Below are 25,484 nucleotides of genomic sequence, written 5' to 3'. Positions count from 1 at the left end.
TAATTTACTCATAGTATTAGTATATCATTTATTTACAAAAATTTAATAAATAATTATAATATAAATGTGCATTTTCTTTCCAAGCTCTAGAATTTTATTAAATAAAAAACACCTCCTAAACAGTATGGAATAAACCCAACTGATAGAAAGTGTTCTGTCTACTTAAGTTAATATTAATTTATTAGTATAAAATATACTTTGTTGCTATAAACAACATAGATTTAACTTTTTCAAATTACTTGTTCAACAGCCATTTTACTGACTTTAATAAGTATTAGCTAACTTTATTCTTAAGTCTTAGCTTGTCAGCTATGATTGCTATGAATTCACTATTAGTTGGATTACCTTTTTCATTGTGAATTGTATATCCAAATAGCTTGTTAATAGCATCAACTTGGCCTCTTCCCCAAGCAACTTCGATAGCGTGTCTTATTGCTCTTTCAACTCTTGAAGCTGTTGTGTTATACTTTTTAGCTATTGATGGATATAATTCCTTTGTAACAGCAGACAATAATTCCATATCGTTAACAACCATTGTAATTGCTTCTCTTAAATACATATATCCCTTAATATGAGCAGGCACCCCAATTTCATGGATTATGCTTGTAATTTCAGTTTCTAAATCTACTGGTCCTCTAGATTGATGCTTAACTTCTTGTTCTATTACAGTAGATTGTTTCCTAATTACTTCGTTTGAAGATCCATTAAACATTTCTCTTATTCTCTTAGTGAAAACATCCATATCGAAAGGTTTTACAACATAATAATCAGCACCTAAAGTAATAGCTCTTTGCGTAATTTTATCTTGTCCAACTGCAGAAAGAACTATAATTCTTGGCATTTTTTCTAAATTCATTGAGTTTAATTTTTCAAGCACTCCTAGACCATCTAAATGTGGCATGATTATATCTAAAACTACTAAATCTGGTTGTTTTTCCTCTATAAGAGCTAAGGCTTCCCTTCCATCCTTAGCAACTGCAGTAACTATAATATCTCTTTGATTTAATAAATAATCGTTTAAGATACTGCAAAACTCCTTGTTATCATCAGCTATTAAAACTGAAATTTTTGAATCATTCATACTTTTCTCCCCCATCTTCCCAAAATACTCGAATTAATCCGAGTACATACTAAGTTCTTTTAAAAATTTATCTTTTAAAATTCATCTATAAATATTATATATAGACATAACAGAAAAAAACAATCCTTTTCAAGATTAATTAATATCATTATAACACAATTTATTTGATTTTAATAGTTTTTTTACATTTTTTTCAAAATTTTATTATAATATTTATTTTTTATATAGATAAATTTCATTTTTCTGACAGCAAAAATGATAAGAGTACTAATATACCCTTACCATTTTATATAATTATAACACTAAAAGTATTATAAAACTATTCAAATTTACTAATATTTTATTCAATTATCCCTGCATCTTTTAGCATCCATTCAATATATATTCCATAACCTACATCTGGTTTATTTATTAATACATGAGTTACCGCTCCAACTAATTTATCATTTTGAATAATAGGGCTTCCACTCATTCCTTGAACTATTCCACCTGTTTTTTCTAGAAGTTCTTCATCTGTAACTTTTATTACCATACTCTTAGGTCCAGGTTCCTCTTGAGGTAATAATTTTACTATTTCTATATCATACATTTTAGGACCATTTTCATCTATTGTTGTTATAATCTGTGCTGCTCCTTCTTTTATCTCATTTCTAAATCCTACTTTTAATGGTTTATTAAAACTTTCATTAACCAAGTCAATACTTGCTTCACCAAATATACCCGCTTCTGTATTCTTTTCTATTTTAGCTAAACTTTCTTTTTCATTCACAAATAATCCTTTTAATTCTCCTGGTGAGCCTTTTTCTCCTTTTCTAACACTTATTACTGAAGAATTTAATAAATCTCCATTTCTTACTGTAAAAGGTTTATTAGTATCACCATCTGTTATAGGATGCCCTAAAGCACCAAATATTGAAGTATTTTTATCATAAAATGTTAATGTTCCTATTCCTGCAGTTGAATCTCTAACCCAAAGCCCTAATTTATACTCATTATTTTCTTTTTGTAAATCTATTTCTTTGCTTTCTATATTACCATTTCTAAGATAATCAACATTTATTTTAGAATTATCTAGATTTTTAATTTTTTTTGATAAATCCTTTGAGCTTTGTATTTCCTCTCCGTTAATCTTTATAAGTACATCTCCAAGTTCTATACCTGAATTTTTGGCAGGACTTTCAACCTTACCTTCTAATGATTCTATATCAGAATGTCCCACAACTAAAACACCTTTAGTTGATAACTTTATTCCAACACTTGTTCCACCTGGATACACCTCTAAATCATTCACTTTAGATACTGCAACAGACTTAATAGGAATAAGACCTAAAAGTTTTACTTGAAGCTCATCCTTCTTTATTTTGCTGTTCTTCATAAATATATTATCTGATAGTACTACATCAGAAGTTGAAGAAGCTTCATTTACATATATTTTTTCTGGAATACTACTTAAGCTAAAGAAAGTAATTAAACCCAGAATCAACATTGGAGTTATTATTACGCCTAAATATTTTAACTTTTTCATCCTCATATCATCTCCTCCTTTGCTTCTGTATTTAACTTTCCCTCATCTACATTCTTATATGCTGTATTAAGTTTGTTAAAAACGTTAAAAATTTTAAAGATATAACTACAAAAATATAAAAAAATAAAATCATGGTAAATAACCATGATTTTAGTGTATTCATTTTTTTATTAAGTTATGTATCATATTTATGAATAACTTTTTAATATTTCTTGTTTTTTTAACTCTGCAAAAGCGACCATTTCTGAAGCATTTTCTAAAGTAACATCACTTACTTCATCTCCACTGGTCATTTTTGCAATTTCTTTAACTTTGTCATATTTATCTAAAGTTCTGATTTGTGTAAATGTTTTTTCATTTTCAACTTTTTTTGATACAAAATAATGACAATCAGAAAGTGCTGCTATTTGAGGTAAATGCGTTATACACAACACTTGATGTTTAGTAGAAACTTCATACATTTTTTCTCCAACTCTTTTAGCTATAGTTCCACTTATTCCAGTATCTATTTCATCAAAAATAAGAGTTGGTATTTTATCCTTATCAACAAAAACACATTTAAGTGCTAACATAATTCTTGAAAGCTCACCACCTGAAAGAACTTTTTCTAGTGGTTTTAAAGGTTCTCCTGGATTTGTAGAAATCAGAAATATAACTTCATCAAATCCTCTAGAATTAAATGACTCACATTTTTCTATTGATATTTTAATTTCTGCTTTTTCCATTCCAATATAAGATAGCTCATACTTTACTTTTTCTTCAAGATTCGCAGAATTTTTTTCTCTTATATTATGCATTTCTTCAGAAACTTGTCTCATTTCTTCTTCTAATTTTTCTTTTTTTAAATTTAATTCTTTAATTATTTCTTCAGAATTAATTAGTTCATCATATTGTAATTTTAACTTTTCTAAATAACTCAAAATTTCTTCTACTGATTCCCCGTATTTTTTCTTATATAAACTAATTTCATATATTCTAGAATTTATCTTTTCTAATTCAAATTCATCATAATAAATTTCAGATGATAAATCTCTTACTTCTCTTGAAATTTCCTCTAAAGTGTAAAGGGCTTCTTCCATTCTTTCTCTTTTATCTATTAATTTTTCAAAATGCTTTTCAACTATTGATAATTCATTAACAGCTTTTGATATTCCTTCAATAACTGAAATACCTTCCATTGGATTATCTAAAACAGAATAGGTTTTACTTAGAGCTAAAGAAATTTTTTCAGCATTTGAAAGCAAATTAAATTCCTCATTTAAACTTTCTTCTTCACCAACTTTTAATTTAGCTTTTTCTATATCATCAATTTGAAATTTTATATAATCCACTAACTTTTCTCTATCTGCATTACCATTTAACTCTTTTATCTTTTCTAAAATCAAATTTTGTTCTTTTCTTAAGTCTTCAAACTTTTCTAAATATGGATTTAATTCTTCTCCTATAAAATCATCTAAATAATATATGTGAAACGCTCTATTTAGTAAATTCTGATTTTGATGTTGCCCATGTATATCTAATAGTTTTTCTCTTATTTTCCTTAGATATGAAAGTACTACTGATTTTCCATTTACTTTTATTATGCTTTTACCAGATAAAGTTGTTTCTCTTGAAATTATTAATATTTCTTCATATTCAATATCTAGCTCTTTTAAAACTTCAATGATCTCTTCATTTTCAAGTGAAAATATTGCTTCAACAAAAGTTTTCTCTTCCCCATATCTTATTAAATCCTTTGAAAATTTTCCACCTAAAACATAATCTATAGTATCAATTAATATAGATTTACCAGCACCTGTTTCTCCTGATAATATATTAAAGCCTTTTCCAAATTCAACACTTAATTCCTGAATTAAAGCAAAGTTCTTTATATTTAATTGTAATAACATATTATATCACCTTTAATTTTATAAAATCATTTTTCTAACTTTCTCTACTAATTCTTCAGCTTTATCTAAACTTCTTACTAAGATAAAGATTGTATTATCTCCAGCAATTGTTCCTGCAACTTCTGTATCAAATAATGTATCTATTGCTTCAGCAACTGCCATAGCAGATCCAGTTAGTGTCTTTACAACAACAAATTTATCTACATTTTCTACTGATACAGCAGCATTTGATAAAATGCTCGATAACTTATCATTTATATCCTTTGATTCCTTAGATGATGCAACATATCTGTAATTTCCTGAAGCCCCTTGCATCTTTATTAACTTTAGTATTTTTATATCTCTAGAAACTGTTGCTTGCGTTACATCAAATCCTGCCATTTTTAACTCTTCTGCAAGCTCTTCTTGTGTTTCTATATCTTTTTCACTAATTATCTCTAAGATTTTATTATGTCTTTTTGATTTCAAATTAATCACCTTCACATTCTTTCCAGTTATTTAGAATTTTTGCCCGTAGTACTTTAAAATAATCATAATCATCAAACAAAACTATATTTGCATATTCTTCTGCTTTTTTTATTTTTATTATAGTTTGATTTGTTGTTTTTATAGCTTTTTGTCCATCAAAAGTTATATATACTTCTTCTTCTTCATTTTCTGCTTTAATTTCAATTTCGCTACTACTATTTAAAACAATTGTTTGCATTCCTTTGGGATGAGGACAAATTGGAGTTAAAGTTATTACATCTACATCTGGATAAATAAAGGGACCTCCAGCTGAAAATGAATATGCCGTTGATCCAGTAGGTGTTGCTATAATTAATCCATCACCTTTAAAATTATAATATCTTTTACCATCTATAAATATCTGAAACTTTACCATTCTTGATAATGTTCCTCTTGCTACAACTATATCGTTTAGAGCCAATGATTCATTTTTTATGCCTTCTAGAGGTAAATCGCATGTTAAAAGCATCCTTCTTTGAGAAATATAATCCCCTTCTTTTAGTTTTATAAAAGCTTTATCCATTTCAGAGACTTCTATACTTGATAAAAAGCCCAAATTCCCAATATTAATCCCTAAAATAGGTACATTTAATTTTCCATTTATACCTCTAGCAACACTTAAGATAGTTCCATCTCCACCTAAAACTATTATAAGATCAAGCAGCTCCTTAAATTCATATTTTATTATATCATAACTATTTAACATAATTATTTCTACATTATTAAAATATTTATAAAGCTTTTCTTTTACTTTCATAGCAATTTTATTATTTTTATCTTTAGATGGATTGATTGCAATGGCAACTTTCTTCATAATCACGCCCCCTTATACTGTATTAATATCTCATATAAATTTCATTTAAGACTTCAAGTATTATCCTGAAGCCTTAAACAAAAACTATTTTAAATATATTTTATAGTGAATTATGAGATTCATTTACTATTTTTTCTATATCATCTAATGTAAATGTTGATTCTTTCTTTGTGTCTTTAGTGAAATAAACTAAATATTCAATATTTCCCTCTGGTCCTTTAATTGGAGAATAACTAACTGATAGAATATTTAGGTTTTGACTAATTAAAAATTCTACTATGTCTAAAACTACTTCTTTATGAACATTAATATCTCTAACTACACCTTTTTTTCCTACTTTTTCTTTTCCAGCTTCAAATTGAGGCTTTATTAATGCAACAACTTCTCCACTTTCATTTAATAAACTTAAAGTTGCAGGCATTATTTTCTTTAGTGAAATAAAAGATACATCTATAGAAGCAAAATCTGTTAGTTCTCCTAATGTTTCAGGCGTTACATATCTGATGTTAGTACGTTCCATACAAACAACCCTAGGATCTGTTCTAAGCTTCCAAGCAAATTGCCCATATCCAACATCAATTGAAAACACTTTCTTTGCATCATTTTGTAACATGCAATCAGTAAATCCTCCAGTAGAAGCTCCTATATCCATACAAATCTTATCTTTTAAGTTTACTCCAAATTCCTTTACAGCTTTTTCAAGCTTTAATCCACCTCTACTTACATATGGTATCTCCTGACCTTTAAATATAATATCTGCATCGACACTAACCTTTTCTCCAGCTTTATCAACTCTTTGCCCGTCTACAAATATTTTACCAGCCATTATGTTAGTTTTAGCACGTTCTCTTGATGTGAATATGCCTTTTTCAACTAAAAGTATATCTAATCTTTCTTTTTTCCCAGACATCTTTATCTCCTTTTTTTGTTAAGTTCTATGATAACTTCTGCTATTCCTTCTGGATCTAATTTATTTTCTTTATATAATAAATCTACATTTCCTTGTGGAATAAATTTATCTTTGAATCCTAATGCTTCAAATTTATTTCTAAAGCCTAGCTCATATAACTTCATTAGAACATAGCTACCAAATCCACCATTAGTTATATTATCTTCAATAGTCACTATATCATAGCCTTCTTCTACTAAACTCTCTAGCATATTATTATCCAATGGTTTTACAAATGTAGCATTTATTATTGTAGGATTAATTCCATTAGCTTTTAATATGTCTTTAGCTAGTAATGCATGTTGAAGCATTTTTCCTACTGCAATTATAGCAATCTTTTCTCCACTTATAATTTTTTCCCACTTACCATAACTTATTTTTGTTAATGGATTCATTTCAGTACAACAATCTGCACCCCTAGGGTATCTTATAGCTACTGGTCCATTTTGTGTAAGAGCCCACTTTAACATAACCTTTATTTCATCTAAATGTTTTGGCGCCAATACAGTCATATTGGGAACTTGAGATAAATAGGATAAATCAAACATTCCTTGATGTGTTTCTCCATCCTCTCCAACTAATCCTGCTCTATCTATTGCAAAAATAACTGGCATATTTTGAATACACACGTCATGAATTAATTGATCGAAGGCTCTTTGCAAGAATGTAGAATATACAGCAAAAATAGGTTTTAAGTTTGCACTTGCAAGACCTGCTGCAAGTGTTGTTGCATGTGCTTCAGCAATCCCTACATCAAAAAATCTATTTGGAAACTCTTTTGCAAAACTCTTAAGTCCTGTTCCATCAGGCATAGCAGCAGTTATTGCAACTATTCTATCATCTTCTTTTGCTAAATCTATCATAGCATCACCAAATACCTTTGAGTATGATCTTTCGCTAGGAATATATGCTTCTCCACTTTCTAAATCAAAAGGGCTTACTCCATGGTACTTATTTGGGTTTTTTTCTGCTAATTCATAACCTTTTCCTTTATTTGTAACCACATGTATTATAACAGGCTCATTAATTTGTTTTGCCTTTTCTAATACTTCCGTCATCATTTCTATATCATGTCCATTTATAGGTCCTATATACTTTAATCCCATATCTTCAAAAAGCATAGATGGCACTACAAATTGTTTAATACTATCTTTAAATCTTGATATACAACTTGCAATTTTTTTACCTGCTTTAGAATTACTTAAGGTTTCATTTATATTTGATTTTAGTTTATTATATTTAGGTTCCATCCTTAAGTTATTTAAATGTGTTGATAATCCACCAACATTAGGTGATATAGACATTTGATTATCATTTAAAATAACGATCATTTTTGTCTTATTAAATCCTACATCATTCAATGCCTCTAAAGCCATTCCACCTGTCAATGCTCCATCACCTATAACTGCAATAACTTCATTATCTTCATTTTTAATATCTCTAGCTCTTGCCATTCCTAGTGCAGCAGATATTGATGTGCTACTATGTCCTGTATCAAAAGCATCATATTTACTTTCACATCTCTTTGGGAATCCACTTAATCCATTATACTGTCTAAGATTATTAAATTGATCTTTTCTACCTGTAAGTATTTTATGAACATAGCTTTGATGACCAACATCCCAAACTATTTTATCTTTTTCTAAATTAAAACTTTTAAATAGACTTATAGTCAGCTCTACAACTCCTAAATTAGAAGCTAGATGTCCTCCTGTTTTAGATACACTATCTATTAAAAATTCTCTAATTTCTCCAGCAAGTACTTCTAATTCAACATTTGATAACTCTTTAACTTCTTTTGGAGAAGTTATCTTATCTAACATTTTACCCATAATTAAACCTTTCTTTCTATTAAAATTCTCTATTTAATAAATCTAAAGTTATTGTTTCTAAATTTATCGATTCTACAGAAAGGCCTTTCAACAATTCAATACATTCTTTTGTTAAATTTTCACATTCTCTTTTACAATATTCTAACCCAAATAAAGATATAAAATTGGATTTATTATTATTTTCATCGCTTTTAGTGTTTTTACCAAGCTTTGAAATATCCCCTGTTATATCTAAGATATCATCCTTAATTTGAAATGCTAAACCAAGCTTTAATCCGAAATCATTTAAAATTTCTATATCTTCTTTAGGAGCATCTGCAAGTATAGCTGCTGCTACAATAGATACCCTTATTAGTTCTCCAGTTTTTTTACTATGCATATAAAGAAGTTCTTCTTTAGATATTAACTTTCCTTCATTTATAACATCTACTATTTGCCCGCCTATCATTCCTTCTGGCCCTGCTGCTTCTGCTATTTCCCTTGATGCTAATAGTGCTTTAGAACCATTTTTTATAGAAAATTTCATCATTAAACTCATTGCCTCATTTAATAGCATATCTCCTGCTAATACGGCTATATTTTCACCAAATTTTTTATGATTAGTCGGCATTCCTCTTCTTAAATCATCATTGTCCATACATGGAAGATCATCATGTATAAGAGAATAGGTATGAATCATTTCTATTGCTGAGGCCATTTCTATTATGTCTTTATAATTTTCTTTGTATAATTCATAAGTCAATAAAAATAATATAGGTCTTATTCTTTTGCCTCCTATATTTAAACTATAACTTGCTGAATCATATATAATTTTATTATAACTTCCTTTGTCATTAAAATATACATTTAAATACTCATTTATAAAATCTCTATGTTTTTCTATAATATTACTCATTCTTTAGCTCCACTTCCATATTCTCTTTTATTGTTGTTAGCTTTCCTTCTAAAGAATTTAGTGTCTTGTATAATTTATTAATAAGTTTAACTCCACTCTCGTACTCTTTCATTAACTCTTCAAGCGGAAGTTCATTATTTTCCATATTACTCAAAATAGTTTGTAGGCCTTTAACCATATCATCGTAAGATTCTTTCTTTGCCATAAACTCTTCAACTCCTTAATCCATGGAAATAATTTTTCCTTTAACTTTTCCATCTTTAAATATTATATTAAATTCATCTAAATCCTTTATATCTTCTTTAGATGAAATTATATTCTTTTCATTATCTTCAATAAATGTATATCCTTTTTTTAACACATTTATTGGGTTATGAGCCTCTAAAATATCATTTAACGATTTAATTCTAATCTTTTCTTTTTCCATTCTACTGAAAACTAATTTTTTCATTCTATCTTCTATTCTATCTAGTTCCAAATAAGAATTAGATAAAATTACTTCTGGACTATTTAAAGATAATATTTTTTTATAATTCGATAACTTTTCTTTTTCATAACTAAATTTATTAAATACTATTTCATTTATTCTTTTGTTATAGCTATCTATTTCATTTATTATATCAATTTCTAGTGGCACAGCAATTTCTGCAGCCTGAGACGGAGTTGATGCTCTATAGTCACTTACAAAATCAGATATTGTAAAATCAACTTCATGCCCAACAGCTGAAATTATAGGTAGCTTAGATTTGAATATTTCTTTAGCTAAAGCTTCCTCATTAAAATTCCATAACTCTTCTATTGAACCTCCACCTCTACCAATTATTATAACATCCACACTTTTAGTATCATTGAAATATTTAATTCCATCGATTATTGTTCTGTAAGCGCCTTCACCTTGAACTAGAGCAGGATATAATACAATATCAATTAAACTACTCCTTCGCTTTGATACATTTATTATATCCCTTATAACAGCCCCAGTTTCTGATGTTACAACCCCTATTCTCTTTGGCATTCTAGGTATTGTTTTTTTATACTTCTCATCAAAGTAACCTTCTTCTTGAAGCTTTTTCTTAAGTTTTTCAAATTTTATATGTAGTTCACCAATACCTTCTTTTTGTAACTTTTCTATATATAATTGAAGTGATCCAGTTCCTGGATAAATTGAGCACCTAGCATTAGCTACAACTTCCATTCCTTCAGTTAATTTAAAGTCTAAATCCACGCTATTACTTTTAAACATAACACAATTAATTTTACTTACTGAATCTTTTAAAGAAAAATATATATGTCCACTACTATGATATTTTAAATTTGATATTTCTCCCTTTACTAAAAGATTGTTTAAAATAAAATCATTATCTAATGTCTTTTTGATATAGTTATTAAGTTCACTAACTGTTAAAGTTTTAATTCTCATTGTTCTCTAACGCCTCACATGAATTTTTTATAAGTAGCGTCGTAGTTAAAGCTCCAACTCCTCCTGGAACTGGTGTTATCTTTTGTACAATCGGCTCTACTTTATCAAAATCTACATCTCCAGTAATTTTACCATTTAAAGATGAGGTTCCAACATCAATTATTATAGAATTACTATTTACATATTCATCAGTTAAAAATTTAGGCTTTCCTATTGCTACTACAATAATATCTGCTACTTTACAAACTTCTTTTAAGTTGTTAGTTTTTGAATGGCAAATTGTAACTGTAGCATTTTTATTTAATAATAATTGTGATACTGGTTTTCCTACAATATTACTTCTTCCTATAACTACAACATTTTTACCCTCAAGTTCAATATTTGATCTCTCCAATATTGTTATTATTGAATTTGGGGTACAAGGCAAATATGTTTTTTCATTACAATATAATTTGCCTTGATTAATATATGTTAAACAATCTATATCTTTTGCTGGGGAAATGGCATTTATTATTTTCTTCTCATTAAATCCTTGCGGAAGAGGAAGTTGCAATATTATTCCATCTACTTTTTCATCAGAATTTAATAGTTCTATTTTTCTTAATAGTTCCTCTTCTAATATATCTTCATTAAGTAATAGTTTTTCAAAATTACAACCAAGTGAAGTTGCTACTTTTTCTTGACTATTAATGTAGTAGACAGATCCACCATCATTTCCTACTAAGATTGATACTATCTTTGGAGGTCTAAGCCCTAACTCTTTTCTTTTTAATATGTACTCTTTTATTTCTTCTTTTACATTATTTGAAATTTCTTTACCATTTAAAATTTTCCCCATGAAAAATACCCCCATTACATTTTATAAACTCTTAAATGCTTTATCTAAAACTCCATTTACAAATGAAACACTTTTTTCGTCTGAATATTTTTTTGTTAATTCAATTGCTTCATTTATAGCAACCTTTTCTGGAACGTCTTCTACATAAAGCATTTCTGCAATTGCTAATCTCAATATTGAAAGATTAACCTTTGATACTCTATCTAGCTTCCAATTTGTTAATGCTTCTTCTATTTTTTTATCTATTACAGTTATATTTTCTTCAACCTTAGCTAAAATCCCTTTTATGTATTCTAAATCTATAGTTTTTAAATTCATTTCATAATCTTCTATAAATGTTTCTATTGTTTCCTCTAATGTATTTTTGCTTAAAGTCATCCCAAAAAGTAATTCCATGGCTATTTCTCTAGATCTTTTTCTATTCATCTTATCCTCCTAAGTGTTCTTACTACTAATATTATTAACCTTCTAAAACTTTCTAATCATAAATATACTACAACAAATTTATTTAAAGCACAAGGAAAACACCCTCTGAAAAATCAGAGGGTGAAATTAATTTTCCTTACTTTCTTCTTTTTCAGTTTTTGGTAAGTAAATGCTTTGAACATTTATATTAACATATTCAACATTCAATCCAGTCATTGCTTCAACAGTCTTTTTAACATTTTCTTGAACTGCATTTACTACTTCTGGTATTTTTACACCATACTCTACTGCTAAATTTAAATCTATTATAGCACTATTTTCGCTTAATGTTACTTTTACATTTTTTCCCACATTCTTCTTACCTTTTAGCAATTGTGATATGTTGTTACCACCCATTTGTTGTAAGTCTTCTACGCCTTTAATTTCTTCAGCTGCAATTCCTGCTATTACACTAACAACTTCATCAGAAATTTTTACTATCCCTAGATTATCATCATAGTTTTTATTTTCCATGTACTTACCTCCTAAGCGTTTTGATGACAAAACTCTTTTTTTCTTATGTTTATTATATCAAACCAATAATTATATTACAATGAATTATTTCTTTGATTCTATTATCACATCACTAATCCCAGAAACATTTTCAGCTATTTCTTGAATTGCTGCACTATCAGCTTCTGTTACTTCATCAGCTTTAACAACTATTCTAACTTTATTACCTTCTATTGAGCATAATGCATCTTCAAATCCTTGATTTTTAACATTTACTTCTATTCTACTTTCTTTATCTATAAGCATAGTCTTTTCTCTTAATTCATTATCTGCAAGATCTTTTTGTTCTTGAGATGTATTTACATCATTTTTTAATGAAGTTAATTGTTGGATAGTTGCTGCGTCCTTTTGATCTCTTTCACTTCTTAAGCTATAGAAATAATCTTGAGTTCCTAAGGTTTCTTTATCATCTTTCTTTTCATTATCCTTATCTTCTTCTGTTCCTTGTGATATTACTTGGCTAAAATCTGTTGGATCATTTAACCCCGTCTTATTTAATTTTGCTGCAATAACTCCTACACATACTATAAGAGCCATTAGTGTGAAAATAATACCAAATTGTTTTTTTGTCATTTTAATTTCCCCCCATCTTTTTTTCATTTTAATTATATGCTAATTTTTCATAGGATATACATTAACCTTATCTATAGAAATTCCATATAAACTAGACACAGCTACCTGTATATCATATTTAACTTTACTACTGCTTGCGCCTTCGGCTACTATAACCACTCCACTAATTTCTGGCTTATTAGTCTGTAAAATATATGGTTCATTTTTGCTTCCATCACCTGCCATAACAACTTTACTTCCACCAGTTTGCTGAGTATTCGTTCTCTTTCCACCTTGATTATCTGTTTCTTCTGTTGTTGCTTCTTGGGTAGTATTTTCTGTTGCTGGAACCTTTACTTCTCCACTTTTAAAGTAAATCATAACCTCAACTTCTCCTACGTTCTCTATTTTTGTTAAAAGATTTTTCAACTCTTTTTTTTCTTGAGCTTCATAACTATCCATTATTTCATCTGATTGATTTTGTAAATCAGATGAATTTTGCGTAGTAGTGTTTACACTTGTTGGTTTTGTTTCTTTTTTTCTGCCAGTTGTCAAAAAGCTAATAGCTAATAAAACAAAAGCTAAGACTAATGCAATACAAACTGCATTTAAAAACTTTTTATCATTTATAACGTTAGCTAGCTCTTTTTTCCAATCACCTTTCCCCATTTTCTCACTCCCATCAATTTACTTTATACACTTCTATTTTATCTTGAGAAACATTTAAAGCTTCTGCTAAGTAACTTATTATTTCATCTTCGTTATTTACTTTTCCATCCTGAGAAGATACGCTTTGACTGTCTTCCTGTGCATTTATAATTATCTTTTGTACTTTCGAAACATCTTTATTTTTAACCCCTATTTGAACTTTTTCAATAGAGTAGTTAATGTTACTCATATCAACTTTACAATCTATGTCACTAATAAATTCTTTATCAGAAAACTTTTCTTTTAAAAGTCTATTACAATTTTGCTCTAAATTTTCCTTAAATGCATTTTCATTATTAATCTTATAATTCTTACTTACTTCGACACTTTCATTTTCGCTAAGCTCTATATAATTTTGTATCTGTAAAGAAATACTTTCTTCACCTTTACTAAACAAAGAAATTATTGGAGATAACATAACAGATATAAGAATTAAGCCTAAAACAAATTTTAAGTACTTTTTCATATTGTTATCAGGAGCTATAAATTCAATTGCCGTCATTAATATAAGCATAGTAACTAGGGTTATTACAAATCCTTTTATTTCTTCCATATCCCTCTTTACCCTCCTATAACAAATTTGCCTGCTGATGCCATAATTCCAAGTAATACAAAGAACATGAGGCTTACCGATAATACACATGACATTATAAGTATCAATGAATCACCTGCTGATGCTATTGAACTTGTTATTCTTTTATCGCTTATTGGCTCTATAATTGCTGCTGTCAATTTATATACAAATGAAATTAATACTAACTTTATTATAGGATATAGCATCATAAGTATTATTATGATTAATCCAATAGAGCTTACAGCATTTTTTATTATTAGTGAATATCCTGCTACAGACGCTATAGCATCTGAAAAAGCTTTTCCTACTATAGGTATAAAATTATCTATAGCAAATTTAGCAGTTTTTAATGTAACAGCATCAATAGTTGATGATGTTATCCCCCTTACCGTTAATAATCCTATGAAGATAGTTAGAATTATACCTTGAAGCCATATAGTAATTTGCTTTGTTAATTTACACAAATTACTTATTTTATGTTCCGTAGAAATATTGTTTGCAAATTCTAAAACAAAGGTAATAAGTATTAATGGTATTATTACTGTTGTATATATTCTTGGAATAATTAATGTTGCTCCAACTACTATAGGATCCATAGTTGCTGCTTGTGTAAATCCTCCAATTGTTCCAATCATCATAACTAATACAGGTAAAACAGCACTCATAAAATTTGATAAATCTTGTATTATATTAGTTGCTATATTTATAGAAACTATGAAACTTCTAGATAATATAACTATCAGTAAAGCATAACATGCAAAGAATGCTATATTTGATATTCCTTCATTTGAAAATGCTGTTTGTAAATTTTTAAGTAGTGCACATATTATTGCAATTACTATTATGCTTATTGATAATGCAAGTACTGTTTTAACTTCCTTAAATAAGAAACTTATAACAGCATCGCTAATAGTTTTAAACGATAAATTTCCTTCTCCATTTTTTATATATCCCTTAATATAATCAACTGGATCTAGGTCATTCATTATCTCAATATCTAATTTCATATTATTTATATAGTTATATAGTGAATCTAATTTATTATTGACTTCCTCATTTTCTATCTTAATTTCTTCCTTAGATGTTTGATTATTAATATTTATACTATTAATATCATTTTCATTAGCTAAAGCACTTTTACTAGGAAGAACTACAAAAGCTATAATAATTATACTTATAACTAATATAATTCTCTTTGTGAAAATATTTTTTATCATAAAAACACCTACAATATTTGTAAAATTGATTGAAGGACAGCCATAAGTATTGGTATTGCTAATGTTAATATCAAAATTTTAGCCGAAAATTCAACCTTACTAGCTATACTAGCAGCTCCTGCATCTTTGCATATTTCACTGCAAAATGTGGCTAAATATGCTATAGCTAGTATTTTTAAAACAACTCCTATATATACCATATCAATATTAGCTTTATCTGCTATATTCTTTATAAAGTAAATTACATCATTAAGTTGTGTAATTACAACTAAGAAAATTATAGCTCCTGCAGATAAAGATATTAATGTTGATATATCGCTTCTTTTATCTTTAAAGAGAAGAAACATAAATAATGCAGCAAAAGCAAATGCAACAATCTTAATAATATCCATAATAACACCTATAACATAAACATAGTTCTTACAGTATTAAATAGATCTCCTATAAGGCTTATTACTGTAATTAGAATTATTACTATCCCTACAATATTTGCTATTGTTGCAATTTCATCTTTACCACTAGCTTTTAATACTTTCTCTAAGACTACAAGAAGGACACCCATAGCCCCTATTTTAAATATAATAGTTACGTCTAGCATTTATTACCCTCCTACTAAATTAAAAAAATCGAAATCATAGCGCCTATACATACCCCTATAGCTCTATACATCTTTACATTTTTCTTTGCTAATTCTTCAGCAGATTTGCAGTTTAATTTCATATTTTCTATTGTTAGGTTAAATAATTTATCTTGTCCGTAAACTCCTGATTCCCCAAGTGATCTCAAAAAATCTTTTATTATTCTTTTATCCTCTTCATTTAAATTAAATTCTGATTCATTGTTTTTGTACTCATTTTCAAAGGCTTCATATACACTTGTACTTTCTCCATTCAAAAGCTTATCTGACACAGCTGATAAAATAGAATTTATAGGAGCTTCAACCTTTAATGAAATATATTTTAAAGCTTCAGGAAGAGGTGTATTTGCATATATTACCTCATTATTTAAAAACAAAATTGATTTTAATATCGAATTAAGTTGCTTACTCCTCTTTTTAAAATTTTCACCATAGTAAAATCCTATATAGGTACAAGATAAAAATATAATGATAACTGCTGTTATCTTAAGCACTTAAATTCCCCCTCCAATCCTATTGAATATATTTGCTCAATTGTTCCTACGCCATTTCTATTGCTTAAAATTACTATTCTATCTAAAATAGAATTTTCTAATAAATCTTTAAAAACTTTTCTTTTATATATATCATCTATACTATATCCATGAATAGTAACAATAATATTAACTCCAGAATTAAATGCCATGTGAAGAGCCTCTATATCCCCATCAGTTCCTATTTCATCACAAATCAGTATATCTGGAGATAGGCTCCTAATAGCCATTATCATTCCATCTTTTTTTAAGCAATTATCTAAAATATCACTTCTAATCCCAACATCTAATTGTGGAACTCCATTAAAACAAGCAGCTATCTCACTTCTTTCATCTATAATCGATACTTTTTTCCCTTTCAAATTTACAATAGGCATCCCAGTTGAAATGTTTTTAGCTATATCTCTTAAAATAGTTGTTTTACCACATTTAGGTGGAGATACTATCAAGGTATTAAATACTCTGTCTTCTTTAGTTATGTACTTCATAATTTCATTTGAGCATCCTATTACTTCTCTACATATTCTTATATTTAAAGAAGATATATTTCTTATAGTTCTTACCTCTCCATTTACTAAAACACATTCTCCAGCTATTCCTATTCTATGTCCACCTTTAATTGTAATATATCCTTGCTTTATTTCTTCTTCATAAGCGTATAATGAATAATTTGATATCTTCACTAAAATTTGTTTTATATCATCAACTGTAGTTACATATTTTAATATTATTTCCTTATATGCTAAATTAACTATTATCGGCTTATGAGCTTTTATCCTTATTTCTTGGACAGGTTCTTTTAAAAGTATTTCTCTTAGTTCATTACTAATCTTTAAAGGCAATACCTTTAAAATCTCCTCCTCATTTCTCACTTCATCACTTCCTTTTCTAATGTTATATATCAAACTTGTTTCTCTCTATAAAATAATATTCATACTTATAATAAAATATGTAAAATATTTTTAATTAACTAAAAAAAATTAAAGTTAATTATAGAGATATGTTTTTTATAAATATCTATTAGTTTAATTAATATTTTAAAATTCTCTCTTGTATTCGTATATTTTTTTATATTTACTTAAGTTAATTATTTATATAATTAAAATCAATATTAATATACTTATTAGATGAGATATTAAATACTTATTGTAACTCACAAATCAATATTATTTTGCTATTAAGCTGTAATATAAGTTATTTTAAATTTCATTCTCAATATAAAATCTTATTAAAACAAAAAAACTATCAGCTAACCAACTGATAGTTTTTTTGATAATAATTTCTTATTCTTAATTTAATTAAATTGCTTCTTCCTGACAAAATGGACAAGGTATTGATTTATTGTTATCTATAGCATCTTTTTCAACAAAAAGTGGCTTATTGCAATTTTTACAATTTACTTCGATATATTCATCTTCCATTTCTATAAGATCTTCTATTGAAACTTCTTCAAATAATTCATCTTGTAAACCTGTAAGATCTTCATCTATGTATTGCACATTTTCTTCTAAATAATCTTGTCTATTATTCATATCTTCAATTACATCTGACATTTCATCTAAAACTGATAAAATACTGCTAAAAATATTTTGATATTTATCATCACTTATGTTAGTAACATTAGTTTTAATATTTTCTATTTTATCTTTTATATCCTTCACATCTTCACTTCCTTTTAAATAGAAATACTGTCTATTCAAATTATACCCTAATATTGGATATTTTATATATAAATTTATGTTTATTTAACTTTTATTGTAATTTTTATAGAATAAAAAAGCTAAGTAAAAACTTAGCTTTTGTTATTATACTCTTTCCATGTATTCACCAGTTCTAGTGTCTACTCTGATTACGTCTCCTTCATTAACGAACATAGGAACATTTACAACTGCACCTGTTTCTAATGTAGCAGGCTTCATTGCATTTGTAGCAGTGTTTCCTTTTATTCCTGGGTCTGCTTGAGTTATTAATAATTCAACAAAGTTTGGAGCTTCTACTGAGAAAGCTTCTCCTTTATAGAACTTTATTACAGCAAACATATTTTCTTTTATGAACTTTATAGCATCTTCTACTTTTTCGTAGTTTAATGGAATTTGTTCAAAAGTTTCTTGATCCATGAAGTAGTATAGTTCTCCATCTGAATAAAGGTATTGCATTTCTTTTCTTTCAATTACCGCTTCTTGTAATTTAGCTGTTGGGTTAAAAGTTGTATCAGTAACACCACCAGAAATAACATTTCTTAATTTTGTTCTTACAAATGCTGCACCTTTACCTGGTTTAACGTGTAAGAAGTCTATTACTGTATAAACTTGTCCTTCATGCTCGAAAGTAGTACCTTTTCTTAAATCTCCTGCTGATATCATTAAATATCCCTCCAAAAACTTTATTCCATATATTTAGTATAACTCTTTGTTACCTAAATAGTCATAACTTCAACAATGTTTATGACATAACAAAAATATTTTATCAAAATTCACAAATAAATGCAATTACTTATAATAACTTCTAAAAAATATTGTCATTATTTACTTTTTAACTCCATCTCTAGTAATATATTTTCTTTGTCATAATTTAAATTATAATTATTTATATAGTAATCATCTAATTTATTTAATGCATCTAGAATCTCATTTTTATCACCTTTTAAGACGCATTTTACTATCCAATTACTTTCATCTATCTTATTATAACTTAATATCGTTGAATTATTTACATCATTAAATTCATTCTCTATATCTTTTATATATTTAACATTTTTCACTTCCGTTATACATGGTACAACTTCTTTAGATAAATCTTTTTTATAAAAAATTAATAGACATACTTGGATAATTGTTATAACTATAACTATCAAATGCAGTGTTTTAATTCTTTTCATATACTAACCTCTAATGTGAAATCATTTTGTTCATCTTTAATAATGGATTTTATCTTTATTATACCTTTCTCTTCTATTATAAAAACATTTTCTTTTCCCTTCACCTTAATGGATCCATTATTATTTTGTATATTCATACTTAAAATATTAGGTAAGATATTATTTATCAATTCCTTTATATCTTCTTTTTTAAAACCTTTTTCAGTATTTATATTATCATCTAAATTATTATTATATACTTCTACATTTTCTTTATTATGTAAAACTCTATTTGCTGATGTAGGAATAACTATTATATTTAGCATTAATAGTATTAATATTAGTTTGTTATTTTTCTTATTTTCATTTATACCTATCTTCTCTATAAACTCATTTGGTATAAAGTTCTTATTTTTTAAATATTTTTTCATAAATTTTTTCTCCTATATTTATAATATAGTCATAATTATTATCAGTCACATCTTTTATACTTTTATCAATAATTAGCTTTTTATTTTGAGTTTTATACTCTATTATAAATTTCTTTATATCTTCAGCATCATTAGTTATATAAGAATTTTCAAGAGCTCCATTTTCTATATTTATTAAATGAAATAATCCCTTAATTCTATATATTATTATTGATGATTTGCTTCCCTTTATCTTTTTTATAATATATTCTTTTACTAAAAATTGTACTGGCTCTACCTTAAGATAATTAATATCTTTACATAAATCAAGTAAGTTTTCACATCTTATAGAATAGATATAAAGAATCTTTGAACTTTTTAAAAATTCATAATGAAATAATAAATTTTTCTTATCTGAGAAATCCTCTGATATCTTCTTTTCAATGAATCTATCAACATTTATTCTTTTATTATAAATTTCATATTTCTTTATAAATATTTGTTGTGATAAGATTAATAATTTTCTTTTGCTACCTAGCTTTTCTAACAATGAATTTATATTATAGCACTCATACTCATATCCATTGCAATAATACTTATTTTCAAATATACCTATAGAATTAACCATTTCTTTACTCCTTTATATAAATATATTTAGTTTTATAAGTAGTTGGGGTAAAATAAGTTTTATTATCAACTTTATTTTCATTTAATTCAATATACATAGCTGAATTTTCCTTTTTCTTTTTTAAGTAATAGCTTCCATCTTGGTATATGAATTCTACTTTTGTTAATTCAGGATAATCTTCAGACTTTTTTTTATTCACTTCCTTTAAAAGTTTTTCCTGATCTAGATTATTACCTTCTGCCTTAGTATTTATAATTTCTAAAACCCTTTCTTCATCTACTTCTAGAGTATACAAATCCTTATATGTTAAATAATTTTGAGATTTTAAATAGTTATTGTATATTATTTTTATTGAAAGGTTTACAATAAAAATTACAAATAAGAACACTATTAAGCTTTCAATAAATGCATATCCTCTTTTTTTAAACCCATTTTTTATATGCATATTACTCTTTCCTCACCACTAAGACTATTTATCTTTAAATAATATATTTTCTCTTTCTTCGTTATTATAAAACTAGACACTTCTCTCATTATTATGTTAATACCTTTTCTTTTGCCATCTTTATATGTTTCTAAAACTATTTTTCTATTTACATTATCTAAAAAAATTCTTTTATCTTTAACTTCATTTTTATTGTGATCAATTTTGTATGTTATTTTTATCATAGCATTATTATTTAAGTCACTCTCTTGAATCTCTATTGATTTAACCATTTGTGTTTTTAGCAATCTATCGATATTCAATATTGCATCATCAAAAGAATCTTGTGATAATGCATCTTTTATTAATTTTGTATAGTTTTTATTAGCAGTTAAGGCAATTTTAAAAGATAAACTAAGTAAAATTAATTGGATAAACATAACTAAAATAAGTTCTATTAAAGTAAAACATCGCTTTCTTTTATTACTTTTACTTCTTTTCCATCCAATAAGATTTAATAAATTCTCTTTCACATAAAATCCCTCCCTCTTCATCGCTAACTCTTATTTTTAATAAAATTGCTTTTGAAGCTTTTTCACCAGTAAAAATGGAATTATTTAACTTCTCCACTGTAATACCATTCCCCCTCTCTATCTCTAGTATAGGTGTGGTAATAAGTTTATTTAAAATATCTTTTGAGTAGTTATACGATAATTTGCCTCCATTAAAAGCTCTATTTAGTTCTTCTAATGTAACATTATATTTTATTTCACTTTCTATTGCATAAGCTACTCTATCTGCTTCATTTTTTATATTTCTTATTTTTCTAGACTTAGCAGCAACTATTCCAATTTCTACTGCTAAAGTTGCTGCAATTAATAAAATTCCAAGTGCTACTATACTTTCAACCAAAGTACTTCCTTTTTTCAATCTATTATATCTCCTTCATTTTCATCTATATCATTTCCTCTTATAATATCATTTCCAACAGATACTGTTATTTCAATAAATTTATTATTTTTATATGATAAACTTATAGTTCCTGCTGTCTTTATAAAACCTTCTCTATTAATATTATTAATTCCACCTTGAAAATTTGATGATACATTAATATCATTATCCAGCTTTAATATCTTTGTTAATTTATGATTTAATTCAAGCACTTCAAATACAACTTCTTTCTTGTTCTTATTTATAGCTATATTTCCAACCACTTTATTTTTCCTACAATAGCTCTTTGCAAAACTTAACAATGCTCTAACTTCATACACATTATTTTGAAGTTTTAAACTTTCACTTTTATCCTTAAAATATTTAACACCACTAAAGCCAACTGTTGCCAATAATGCAATTATTGATAACACTATTATCAATTCTATAAGTGTATAACCACCTTTTTTCATTATAATCCACCATCTAATAATGAACTAAATAAAGGAACAATAAATATCATCAAAAAAATTATTACAAAAGCACCCATAATTAAAATTGATGCTGGTTGTAGAATTGCCATATATCTATTTATATCTGATAATAATTTCTTTTCTAAATGAGTAGAAAGGGATTTTAATCTTTCATCCATAGCTCCACCTTCTTCTCCCAGCTTTATTATAGAAATTGTATAATTGGAATAGTTACCTTGTTTCTTTAAGCTCTCAGATATTGTTTCACCTTTCAATATACTTGAATTTAAGAGTATGAATTTTTCTTTTAAATTTGAATTTTTAAAGCTTGTTGCAGAGTACATTAATCCATTTGACAAATTCACACCACTTCTAATTATTATAGATAGAAGTGAAATAAAAACAAATTCGTTAAACTCTCTAATTATTTTTATTTTATTAAATAACACTTTGATATACTCTTTTAAATAAAACCTATAGATTATATATGGTAGCAAAATTCCCCAAGAAAGAAAGTATATCAAAGAATATATTGGATTAGTTTTTATATAATTTACAATATTATAAAGAAACTTACACACACTAGGTATTTCTATGTTTAAGTTAAGATAAAAATCATATAAACTAGGTATGGTTACAAAAGCAATGAATATAAAAACTGTAATAATAGATAAGAATAATAAGATTGGATATGATAAAACATTTTTAATTGTAGATTTGATAAAGCTAATTTTATCATAATACTCTTCTAAACCCTTTAAAACTTCCGATAAATTACCACTTTTTTCTCCCATAGAGACCATTCCAACAAAAAACTCTGGATACAAATCATTAAATTCGTTAAAGCTTTCATTTAACGATTTTCCTTCAACAATAAAGTCTTTAATATTTTTCATACTTTCTCTATAAGATTTTCTTAATGGTAATTCCATAATTAAATCTATCATAATTAAAAGAGAAATTCCTTCTTTATGAAGCATTGCCATATTCCCTGATAATAAGCTTAAACTATTAAAATCGGGCTTATTAAATATCAATTTTATTTTCTTCATAACTAATACCTTCTTCTATTATGAAATTATTGTAATCTGTAACAGATATTTTTCCATCAGTTAATAGTTCATTTAAGTTATCTATCATTTCTTCATTATTTAGACCTCTTATTTCCTGGAAAATATTTGAAATATCTTTTTTGATTTCTTTATCAATAAATATAACTGAGCTCACTACTTTTCTCCCTTTATAACCTGTATAGTTACAATTACTGCATCCAATAGATTTATAATTTATTACTTCTTTTCCTTTAAAATAAAATTTTATGTCTTCTCTTTTGCAGTTATCACAAAGTACTCTTATCAACCTCTGTGAAATTATTCCAATCAAAGAATCCTTAATTAAATATTGTTTTACCCCCATATCTTCAAGTCTAAAATATACTTCTTGGGGAGTCTTTGTATGAATTGTAGAGTATACTTTATGTCCAGTTAGAGATGCAGTAACTGCCATATTAGCAGTTTCTTCATCTCTAATTTCTCCAATCATTAGAACATCAGGATCTTGTCTTAATATACTTCTTAGTCCAGTTGCAAATGTAATGTTTGCTTTCCTATTTAAACTAACTTGATTTATACCCTTAATTATTACTTCCACTGGATCTCCTATCGTTTTTAAATAGCAATTATTTTTGATATAATTCGCATATTAAAATATACTATATAAATGTAGGAATTTTTTAACACAAACAAAAGATACTAGGAATTTTATTCTTAAGACCTAGTTTTTTAAAATATAAAAATAATCAAAAGACCATATTTAAAAGATATAATATAGTCTTTTGATTATTTCATATTGATATCCTTATTATCAATTTTCTTTTCATATCTTTATTAAGTAATTTTTCTGAATGACGCATTAAAAAAATCTAGCTTTAGTAATTAAGTAATTTTTAGGTATCTGTAGAATACTATAACCATTGGATGGTGATTAATTATGAAGAAACTATTATTTGTTTATCTACTGCTTAATAATTTACTTATTTCTTTCCCAATCTCAGCCTTTGCCATTGAACCAATTCATAATGCTACTGAAGGGTTACATTATGAGCATGCTCCTAGTGAAGGTTCTATAGAAGAACTATACAAAGATATTATAGTAACACTACTTGAACCTGTAATTACCAATGAAGTAACAATTCATTATGGTAAACCTCTTCTATATGATTTATTTGATATAGCTTTTCTAAGTATAGAAAGACCATCTTATAGATCATTTACTTTTGTAATAAGGCTTAAAATTAGACCATTTGTTGGCGCACATAATACAATAGGTATTGATGAAATCACTATAAGGGTAAGTCTAGGAGAAACTAAGGTTGAGGAATTTAAACATATAGAAAGCTTTCCTATGCCTCCCAATTTAAAAGAAGATTACAAAGATTTAAAACTTTAATATATCTTAATTAACAGTAAAATATATTAAGTATTTATTATCTAGTCAGTAGATTAACTTAGATTTAATAATTATTTTTTATATTTCTTAGAAATATATTCCAATTACTTATTTATTTTAATTGTGCACTAAAAACACCGTATATTTACTTTTAAATAATACGGTGTTTTAAATAATTTTAAATTTAATTTATTGCATTTTCACTAGAAAATACCTCTATATTTTTATACTTCAAGTAGTATAGCTTTAAATTTACTTATTAAGTCAACTTTCTATCTACTATACTCATTTTCTTGCTATACTTTTCTATACCAAAAAATATTTTCAATAAAACTATTATCATAATATAAGTCGTATAAAACTCT

At 26.6% G+C, this 25,484-nt stretch carries 33 protein-coding genes; 1 reads left to right on the top strand and 32 read right to left on the bottom strand.

What is annotated here, in order from left to right; genetic code table 11:
* Positions 1-274 precede the first annotated feature (274 nt).
* The 32 genes from spo0A to I2A75_RS10765 all read right to left on the bottom strand — a co-directional run bounded on the left by spo0A (position 275) and on the right by I2A75_RS10765 (position 24,360).
* Complete coding sequence (gene spo0A, locus I2A75_RS10920; protein WP_195264497.1) at positions 275-1,081, bottom strand: sporulation transcription factor Spo0A; 807 nt, start codon at positions 1,079-1,081, stop codon at positions 275-277.
* Positions 1,082-1,421: 340 nt separating this feature from the next.
* Positions 1,422-2,612 carry a SpoIVB peptidase gene (spoIVB, locus tag I2A75_RS10915; protein ID WP_195264496.1) on the bottom strand — a complete coding sequence of 397 codons (1,191 nt, stop codon included), beginning with the start codon at positions 2,610-2,612 and terminating at the stop codon, positions 1,422-1,424.
* Positions 2,613-2,794: 182 nt separating this feature from the next.
* Complete coding sequence (gene recN, locus I2A75_RS10910) at positions 2,795-4,495, bottom strand: DNA repair protein RecN (protein WP_195264495.1); 1,701 nt, start codon at positions 4,493-4,495, stop codon at positions 2,795-2,797.
* A gap of 18 nt (positions 4,496-4,513) precedes the next feature.
* Positions 4,514-4,963 (bottom strand): arginine repressor, encoded by a 450-nt coding sequence (locus I2A75_RS10905; RefSeq protein ID WP_195264494.1) that lies wholly within the window; start codon positions 4,961-4,963, stop codon positions 4,514-4,516.
* 1 nt (position 4,964) lies between these two features.
* Complete coding sequence (locus I2A75_RS10900; RefSeq protein WP_195264493.1) at positions 4,965-5,816, bottom strand: NAD(+)/NADH kinase; 852 nt, start codon at positions 5,814-5,816, stop codon at positions 4,965-4,967.
* 100 nt (positions 5,817-5,916) lie between these two features.
* Complete coding sequence (locus I2A75_RS10895; RefSeq protein WP_195264492.1) at positions 5,917-6,726, bottom strand: TlyA family RNA methyltransferase; 810 nt, start codon at positions 6,724-6,726, stop codon at positions 5,917-5,919.
* Between the two features lie 2 nt (positions 6,727-6,728).
* On the bottom strand, positions 6,729-8,597 hold the full coding sequence (gene dxs, locus I2A75_RS10890) for a 1-deoxy-D-xylulose-5-phosphate synthase (protein ID WP_195264491.1): 1,869 nt from the start codon (positions 8,595-8,597) through the stop codon (positions 6,729-6,731).
* 19 nt (positions 8,598-8,616) lie between these two features.
* Positions 8,617-9,492 carry a polyprenyl synthetase family protein gene (locus tag I2A75_RS10885; protein WP_195264490.1) on the bottom strand — a complete coding sequence of 292 codons (876 nt, stop codon included), beginning with the start codon at positions 9,490-9,492 and terminating at the stop codon, positions 8,617-8,619.
* Positions 9,485-9,697 (bottom strand): exodeoxyribonuclease VII small subunit, encoded by a 213-nt coding sequence (xseB, locus tag I2A75_RS10880; RefSeq protein ID WP_195264489.1) that lies wholly within the window; start codon positions 9,695-9,697, stop codon positions 9,485-9,487. The genes I2A75_RS10885 and xseB overlap by 8 nt, the downstream gene beginning before the upstream one ends.
* 15 nt (positions 9,698-9,712) lie before the next feature.
* Positions 9,713-10,912, bottom strand: a complete 1,200-nt coding sequence (gene xseA, locus I2A75_RS10875) for an exodeoxyribonuclease VII large subunit (protein WP_195264488.1) — start codon at positions 10,910-10,912, stop codon at positions 9,713-9,715.
* Complete coding sequence (locus tag I2A75_RS10870; RefSeq protein WP_195264487.1) at positions 10,902-11,750, bottom strand: tetrahydrofolate dehydrogenase/cyclohydrolase catalytic domain-containing protein; 849 nt, start codon at positions 11,748-11,750, stop codon at positions 10,902-10,904. The genes xseA and I2A75_RS10870 overlap by 11 nt, the downstream gene beginning before the upstream one ends.
* Before the next feature lie 21 nt (positions 11,751-11,771).
* Positions 11,772-12,176, bottom strand: a complete 405-nt coding sequence (gene nusB, locus I2A75_RS10865) for a transcription antitermination factor NusB (RefSeq protein ID WP_195264486.1) — start codon at positions 12,174-12,176, stop codon at positions 11,772-11,774.
* A gap of 126 nt (positions 12,177-12,302) precedes the next feature.
* A complete protein-coding gene (locus tag I2A75_RS10860; protein WP_195264485.1) occupies positions 12,303-12,689 on the bottom strand; it encodes an Asp23/Gls24 family envelope stress response protein in 387 nt (128 codons plus the stop codon).
* An 84-nt stretch (positions 12,690-12,773) separates the two neighbouring features.
* Positions 12,774-13,301, bottom strand: coding sequence for a SpoIIIAH-like family protein (locus tag I2A75_RS10855; RefSeq protein WP_195264484.1), 528 nt, complete (start codon positions 13,299-13,301; stop codon positions 12,774-12,776).
* A 39-nt stretch (positions 13,302-13,340) separates the two neighbouring features.
* Positions 13,341-13,949, bottom strand: a complete 609-nt coding sequence (gene spoIIIAG / locus I2A75_RS10850) for a stage III sporulation protein AG (protein ID WP_195264483.1) — start codon at positions 13,947-13,949, stop codon at positions 13,341-13,343.
* Positions 13,950-13,962: 13 nt separating this feature from the next.
* Positions 13,963-14,541, bottom strand: a complete 579-nt coding sequence (gene spoIIIAF, locus I2A75_RS10845) for a stage III sporulation protein AF (protein ID WP_195264482.1) — start codon at positions 14,539-14,541, stop codon at positions 13,963-13,965.
* An 8-nt stretch (positions 14,542-14,549) separates the two neighbouring features.
* Complete coding sequence (gene spoIIIAE, locus I2A75_RS10840; protein ID WP_195264481.1) at positions 14,550-15,779, bottom strand: stage III sporulation protein AE; 1,230 nt, start codon at positions 15,777-15,779, stop codon at positions 14,550-14,552.
* Positions 15,780-15,787: 8 nt separating this feature from the next.
* Positions 15,788-16,171: a stage III sporulation protein AD gene (gene spoIIIAD, locus I2A75_RS10835; RefSeq protein ID WP_195264480.1), complete on the bottom strand. Its 384-nt coding sequence runs from the start codon at positions 16,169-16,171 to the stop codon at positions 15,788-15,790.
* An 8-nt stretch (positions 16,172-16,179) separates the two neighbouring features.
* Positions 16,180-16,377, bottom strand: a complete 198-nt coding sequence (gene spoIIIAC, locus I2A75_RS10830) for a stage III sporulation protein AC (RefSeq protein WP_195264479.1) — start codon at positions 16,375-16,377, stop codon at positions 16,180-16,182.
* 14 nt (positions 16,378-16,391) lie between these two features.
* Positions 16,392-16,910, bottom strand: a complete 519-nt coding sequence (gene spoIIIAB / locus I2A75_RS10825) for a stage III sporulation protein SpoIIIAB (RefSeq protein WP_195264478.1) — start codon at positions 16,908-16,910, stop codon at positions 16,392-16,394.
* The gene (gene spoIIIAA, locus I2A75_RS10820) at positions 16,898-17,821 is read right to left on the bottom strand and encodes a stage III sporulation protein AA (RefSeq protein ID WP_195264608.1); all 924 of its coding nucleotides are present in this window, start codon (positions 17,819-17,821) and stop codon (positions 16,898-16,900) included. The genes spoIIIAB and spoIIIAA overlap by 13 nt, the downstream gene beginning before the upstream one ends.
* A 426-nt stretch (positions 17,822-18,247) precedes the next feature.
* On the bottom strand, positions 18,248-18,610 hold the full coding sequence (locus I2A75_RS10815; RefSeq protein WP_195264477.1) for a CD1247 N-terminal domain-containing protein: 363 nt from the start codon (positions 18,608-18,610) through the stop codon (positions 18,248-18,250).
* A gap of 144 nt (positions 18,611-18,754) precedes the next feature.
* Positions 18,755-19,312, bottom strand: coding sequence for an elongation factor P (gene efp, locus I2A75_RS10810; protein ID WP_008679144.1), 558 nt, complete (start codon positions 19,310-19,312; stop codon positions 18,755-18,757).
* Positions 19,313-19,470: 158 nt separating this feature from the next.
* A complete protein-coding gene (locus I2A75_RS10805; protein WP_195264476.1) occupies positions 19,471-19,827 on the bottom strand; it encodes a hypothetical protein in 357 nt (118 codons plus the stop codon).
* Positions 19,824-20,237, bottom strand: a complete 414-nt coding sequence (locus I2A75_RS10800) for a hypothetical protein (protein ID WP_195264475.1) — start codon at positions 20,235-20,237, stop codon at positions 19,824-19,826. Before I2A75_RS10800 ends, I2A75_RS10805 begins: the two co-directional genes overlap by 4 nt.
* Positions 20,215-20,844 carry a hypothetical protein gene (locus I2A75_RS10795; RefSeq protein ID WP_195264474.1) on the bottom strand — a complete coding sequence of 210 codons (630 nt, stop codon included), beginning with the start codon at positions 20,842-20,844 and terminating at the stop codon, positions 20,215-20,217. The genes I2A75_RS10800 and I2A75_RS10795 overlap by 23 nt, the downstream gene beginning before the upstream one ends.
* Before the next feature lie 4 nt (positions 20,845-20,848).
* Entirely contained in the window at positions 20,849-21,289 is a 441-nt protein-coding gene (locus I2A75_RS10790; protein ID WP_195264473.1) for a hypothetical protein, read from the bottom strand.
* Complete coding sequence (locus I2A75_RS10785) at positions 21,280-21,801, bottom strand: prepilin-type cleavage/methylation domain-containing protein (RefSeq protein ID WP_195264472.1); 522 nt, start codon at positions 21,799-21,801, stop codon at positions 21,280-21,282. Before I2A75_RS10785 ends, I2A75_RS10790 begins: the two co-directional genes overlap by 10 nt.
* A complete protein-coding gene (locus tag I2A75_RS10780; protein WP_195264471.1) occupies positions 21,758-22,198 on the bottom strand; it encodes a type II secretion system protein in 441 nt (146 codons plus the stop codon). Before I2A75_RS10780 ends, I2A75_RS10785 begins: the two co-directional genes overlap by 44 nt.
* Complete coding sequence (locus I2A75_RS10775; RefSeq protein ID WP_195264470.1) at positions 22,195-22,671, bottom strand: type II secretion system protein; 477 nt, start codon at positions 22,669-22,671, stop codon at positions 22,195-22,197. The genes I2A75_RS10780 and I2A75_RS10775 overlap by 4 nt, the downstream gene beginning before the upstream one ends.
* Complete coding sequence (locus tag I2A75_RS10770) at positions 22,671-23,723, bottom strand: type II secretion system F family protein (protein ID WP_195264469.1); 1,053 nt, start codon at positions 23,721-23,723, stop codon at positions 22,671-22,673. The genes I2A75_RS10775 and I2A75_RS10770 overlap by 1 nt, the downstream gene beginning before the upstream one ends.
* Complete coding sequence (locus tag I2A75_RS10765) at positions 23,698-24,360, bottom strand: ATPase, T2SS/T4P/T4SS family (RefSeq protein ID WP_347707766.1); 663 nt, start codon at positions 24,358-24,360, stop codon at positions 23,698-23,700. The genes I2A75_RS10770 and I2A75_RS10765 overlap by 26 nt, the downstream gene beginning before the upstream one ends.
* A gap of 300 nt (positions 24,361-24,660) precedes the next feature.
* Between I2A75_RS10765 and I2A75_RS10760 the strand changes: the two genes are divergently transcribed.
* A complete protein-coding gene (locus tag I2A75_RS10760; RefSeq protein WP_195264468.1) occupies positions 24,661-25,119 on the top strand; it encodes a DUF3888 domain-containing protein in 459 nt (152 codons plus the stop codon).
* Positions 25,120-25,484: the final 365 nt, after the last annotated feature.

Source organism: Clostridium sp. 1001275B_160808_H3 (assembly GCF_015550425.1).
Lineage (GTDB): Bacteria > Bacillota > Clostridia > Clostridiales > Clostridiaceae > Clostridium.
The sequence above is the reverse complement of the archived record's forward strand: the minus strand, read 5'-3'. Positions and strand labels throughout refer to the sequence as shown.